The organism is Micromonospora sp. D75 (assembly GCF_018070405.1).
Classification (GTDB): Bacteria; Actinomycetota; Actinomycetes; order Mycobacteriales; family Micromonosporaceae; genus Micromonospora; species Micromonospora chalcea.
In genome coordinates this window covers 1-4836 of sequence record NZ_JAGPXV010000465.1, presented here as the reverse complement: position 1 = coordinate 4836, position 4836 = coordinate 1, and the positions used below count along the sequence as shown (strand labels likewise).

Genomic DNA, 4836 nt, shown 5'->3' with positions numbered 1-4836 from the left:
GTCCTGCGACTTGCCCTGTTCGAGCTGCGCCGGATGACCCGGGGCCGGCTGCCGCGCGCCGCCCTGGCCGTGCTCACCATCGTCCCGCTGCTCTACGGCGCGCTCTACCTGTACGCGTTCTGGGATCCCTACGGGAAGATGGACCGGATCCCCGTCGCCCTGGTCAACGCCGACCGCCCGGCCACCGCCGGCGACGGCAGCGAGGTGCACGCCGGGCGCGACCTCACCGAGAAGCTGCTCGACCGGCGGGTGTTCGGCTGGACCGTCACCGACCAGGCCGACGCCGCGAAGGGGCTGCGCGACGGGCGCTACCACCTGGTCTTCTCCATCCCGGAGGACTTCTCCGCCTCGCTCGCCGCCGCCCCGGAACCGGGCCGCCCGGCCCGGCAGGGCGAGCTGAAGGTCGTCAACGACGACGCCACCAACTACCTCTCCGGCCTGCTCGCCCGGTCGGCGTTCAGCGAGATCCGGGCCGCCGCCGCGCAGAGCACCGCCGCCACGTACTTCGACAAGATGCTGATCGGCTTCACCGACGCCAAGGCCGAGACCGGACGCGCCGCCGACGGCGCCGGGAAGATCGCCGACGGGCTCGGCAGCTCCCAGCGGGGGGCCGATCAGCTCGCCGACGGGCTCGGTGACGCCTCGGACGGCGCCGGGCAGCTCACCGGTGGACTGAACCAGTCCGTCCAGGGCGCGGACAAGCTCGCCAAGGGCCTCGACCAGCTGCGCACCGGCGCCGCCCAGCTCGCCGACGGCGCCGGGCGCGCCGCCACCGAGACCAAGGCCGCGGCGGCCACTGTGAACGCCGCCGCCGACAAGTACGAGCCGGTGCTGCGCCGCAACGCCGACAAGATCGAGAAGGCGGCCACGCTCGTCGCCGACGGCGCGCAGCAGCTCGCCGCCGGACTGGACGCGCTCCCCGGCAAGGCCGCCGAGGTGGTGGCGACCGCCGAGGAGATCCGTGACCGGCTCGACGCGGTCGCGAAGGAACACCCCGAACTGGCGGACGACCCCGACTTCGCCGCCGCCCGCAAGGCCGCCGACCGGGCCGTCACGCAGGCCCGCTCCGTGGTGGCCGCGCTCGACGAGACCGACATGGCCACGCTGCGCAAGCAGATGACCGACGTGGCGAAGACCGCCCGCGAGGTGGCCGCCGCCGCGCCGCACCTGGCCGACGACGTCGCCTCCGCCCGCGCCAAGGTGAACGAGCTGGCCGGCGGGCTCGCCACGCTGGCCCAGGGCAGCGCCAAGCTCCGCGACGGCCTCGGCGACGCGTCGACCGGCGCGACCGAGCTGCGCGGCGGCCTCTACCGGCTCGCCACCGGCGCCCGCCAGCTCGACGGCGGCCTGGCCCAGCTCGGCAGCGGCAGCAACCGGCTGGTCGACGGGCTGACCCGGCTGGAGGGCGGCGCCGGCGACCTCGCCGACGGGCTCGCCGCCGGGGAGCGGAAACTACCCGGGTACGACGACGCGACCACCCGCGCCGGCGTCCTCGGCGACCCGGTCGGCCTGATCCGCGACTCGCAGAACCCGGCCGGCTCGTACGGCGTGGGCTTCGCCCCGTACTTCCTGTCGCTGGCGCTCTGGGTCGGCGCGATGATCACGTACATGCTGTTGCGGCCGGTCAACCGGCGGCACGTGATGTCCGGCGCGCCCGGCTGGCGGGTCGTGCTCGCCGGGTGGCTCCCGGCCGCGGGCATCGGCCTGGCCCAGGTCACCGTGCTCTACGCGGTGGTGACGCTGGCGCTCGGGCTCGACCCGCGGCACGGGGCGGCCACGTTCGGGCTGCTCGCGCTCACCTCGCTGGCGTTCACCGCGATCATGCAACTGCTCGGCGTGGCGCTCGGCCCGGCCGGGCGGCTGGCCGCGCTGGCGCTGCTGATGCTCCAGCTCACCTCGTCCGGCGGCACCTACCCGGTGCAGACGTCGCCCGGCTTCTTCCAGGCGATCCACCCCTGGCTGCCGATGACGTACGTGGTGGACGGCCTGCGGCACACCATCAACGGCGGCACCACCGCCCCGGTGGTCACCGGCGCGCTGGTGCTGCTCGCGTTCGGGCTGGGCGCCATGGCGCTCACCGTCGGCGCAGCCCGCCGCTCCCGCCGGCTGACCCCGGCCAAGCTGCACCCCGAACTGACCATGTGAGGATGAGCCGGTGACGGACGGACGGACACGCCGGCGCGAGGACACCCGCCAGCGCCTCTTCGTGGCGGCGGTGGACCTCATCGCCGAGCAGGGCTTCTCGGCCACCACGGTGGACGACATCGCGGCCCGGGCCGGCGTGGCGAAGGGGACCGTCTACTACAACTTCGAGTCCAAGACCGTCCTGTTCGAGGAGCTGCTGCGGCACGGCATCGGTTTGCTCACCGCCGAGTTCCGGGCCGCCGTCGACGGGCTGCCGCCGCTGGAGGCGCTGGGCGCGCTGGTCCGCGCGCAACTGGAGTACATCCGCCGTTACCGCGCCTTCGCCCAGCTGCTGCTCTCGGAGATGTGGCGGACCAACCGGGAGTGGCAGCAGACGCTGCGGCTGCTGCGCGGCGAGGCCATCGCGGTGATCGCCGACACGGTGCAGGCCGGCGTGGACAGCGGCGACCTCCCGGCCGACCTGGACGTGCGTACCGCCAGCTCGGCGCTGTTCGGCGTCGGGCTGGTGGTGGCGGTGGACTGGCTCGTCTTCTCGCCGGAGCGGCCGATCGACGAGGTGCAGGAGTCGCTGCTCGGCATCGTCCGGCGGGTCGCGCGGACCTGACCAGCGGTCGGTAATTCGGTTGATTCCGGGCCGCCGGAAGGGTGAGGGTGAGGTCACCGCCCCCACCGATCCGAGTCCGGAGGACCTTCCATGCGCCTGCTCCGAGATCTCTGGGCCACGGCGCCCCGGCGGATGGCGGCGGTCCTGCTGCTGATCGTGCTCGGGGCCGCTGGCCAGGCGGCCGCGTCCGCGCTGGCCGGGCCGGTGCTGGTGCACCGTTCGTCCGGCTGGTTCGTCGCGCTCGCGGTGGCGCTCGTCGCCGCTGTCGTCACCGACCTGCTGATCGGCCTGATCATGGCGCGGCTCACCGCCGACTGGTCGGCCGACGTGCGGCGGCGGCTCTGCCGGGTCGCGCTCGGCCAGGACCTGCCCACCCTGGAGACCACGCCGGTCGGCGAGTTGCTCGACCGGATCGACAACGACGTCTACCAGGTCGCCGCCGAGATGCGGAACACCGGCGTACGGCTGGCGCAGGGCCTCGCGGTCTGCGTCCTCGCGACGGTGAGCGCGCTGATCGTCTGGTGGCCCGCCGGTGTCGGCATGATCGTGCTCACCTCCCTGCTCGCGGTGACGCTGCGCCGCCCGACCGCCCGGATCGCCCCGGCCCGGATGGCCGAGGAGGAGGCGTGGTCCGACCTCGCGGCGGTGATGGAGGAGGCGGTGCACGGGCAGGACGACGTGCGCACCAGCCTCGCCCGGCCGTACGTGCTGCGCCTCTACGCCCGCCGCGCGGCCGAGGTGATCGCCCGGTGCGTCCGGGTGTTCCGGCTCTCCGCCCGGGTCACCGCGGCCGCCGCCGGCGCGGTCCGGGTCGGCATCGCCGGTGTGGTGCTGGGCGGCGCGTGGGCGCTCGCCACCGGCCGCGTCGACGCCGCCCGGCTGACCGGGATCTGGCTGCTGGCCATCGCGTTCGGCGCGACTGTCGAGCACATCGCCCGCTGGGTGCCGCACCTGCAGCAGGCGTTCGGCGCGTGGGGCCGGGTGCAACTGCTCGCCGGGTCGCCGCAGGAGCCGGAAGGCGGGGCCACCCCGGTCGACGGCGACCTGACCGTGCGCGGGCTCACCTACCGCTACCCGGCCGGCGGGGACGAGCGCGGGCCGGCGCTGCGCGACGTGCGCCTCGACTTCGTCCGGGGCCGCTCGTACGCGCTCGTCGGGCGTACCGGCTCGGGCAAGTCGACGCTGGCAAAGGTGCTCACCCGGGCGGTGGACGTGCCCCGCGGCACGGTGTTCCTCGGCGACACCGACCTGGTCGACCTGGACGTCGAGGAACTGCGCCGGTGGATCGCCGTGGTGCCGCAACGCACCGAGATCCTGGCCGGCACGCTCGCCGAGAACGTGGCGCTGTTCGACCCGGAGCTGCTGGACGCCGCCGAGCGGGCGCTGGCCGAGCTGGGCCTGTCCGGCTGGATCGCCGAGCTGCCCGACGGCGTGCACACCCGGCTCGGCGACGGCGGCTACGTGCTCTCCGCCGGGCAGGAGCAGCTCGTCGCGTTCGCCCGCATCCTGGTCCGCGACCCGCACGTGGTGATCCTCGACGAGGCCACCGCGCGGCTCGACCCGGTCACCGAGAACCGGGTACGCGAGGCCACCGAACGGCTGCTCACCGACCGGATCGGCATCGTCATCGCGCACCGGCTCTCCTCGGTGCGCCGCTGCGACGAGGTGGTGGTGATGGCCGACGGAGCGGTGCTGGAGGCCGGTCCGCTGCGCGAGTCGGCCCGCTTCGCCGAACTGCTCGCCACCAGCCACGCCGGGGCGTACGCCGGGGTGGGCGCCCGGCGCGGCGGCGTCGACCTGCTCGACGCGCCCGCCTGGGACGACGCGCCCGCGACGCCCACCGCGCCCGCGACGCGGCCGGCCGCCGTGCCGCGCGCCGACCCGCCACCCGCGCCGCCCGCGCCCCCCGCGCGGACCATGCGCGAGATCCTCCGGCTGGGCCTCAACGACCCGCGGTACGGTCTGATCTCGGTCGGCCTGTTCATCGTGATGACTGTGCTCGGGATGGACGGCGCGGTGCTGCCCTGGCTCTGGGCCGACCTGGTCGGCGGCGGCGACCCGTGGCTGCCGGCGCTGGGCATCGTGGC

General features: G+C 75.0%; 3 protein-coding genes. All 3 read left to right on the top strand.

Features of this window, described 5'->3' with window-relative positions:
- Positions 1-2145, top strand: a 2145-nt coding sequence (locus tag KBX39_RS23230) for a YhgE/Pip family protein (RefSeq protein WP_247660486.1), incomplete at its 5' end; no start/stop codon positions are given.
- 10 nt (positions 2146-2155) lie between these two features.
- Entirely contained in the window at positions 2156-2749 is a 594-nt protein-coding gene (locus KBX39_RS23225) for a TetR/AcrR family transcriptional regulator (protein WP_073830318.1), read from the top strand.
- Between the two features lie 90 nt (positions 2750-2839).
- Positions 2840-4836: ABC transporter ATP-binding protein (locus KBX39_RS23220; protein WP_210872492.1), on the top strand; the 1997-nt coding region annotated here is incomplete at its 3' end.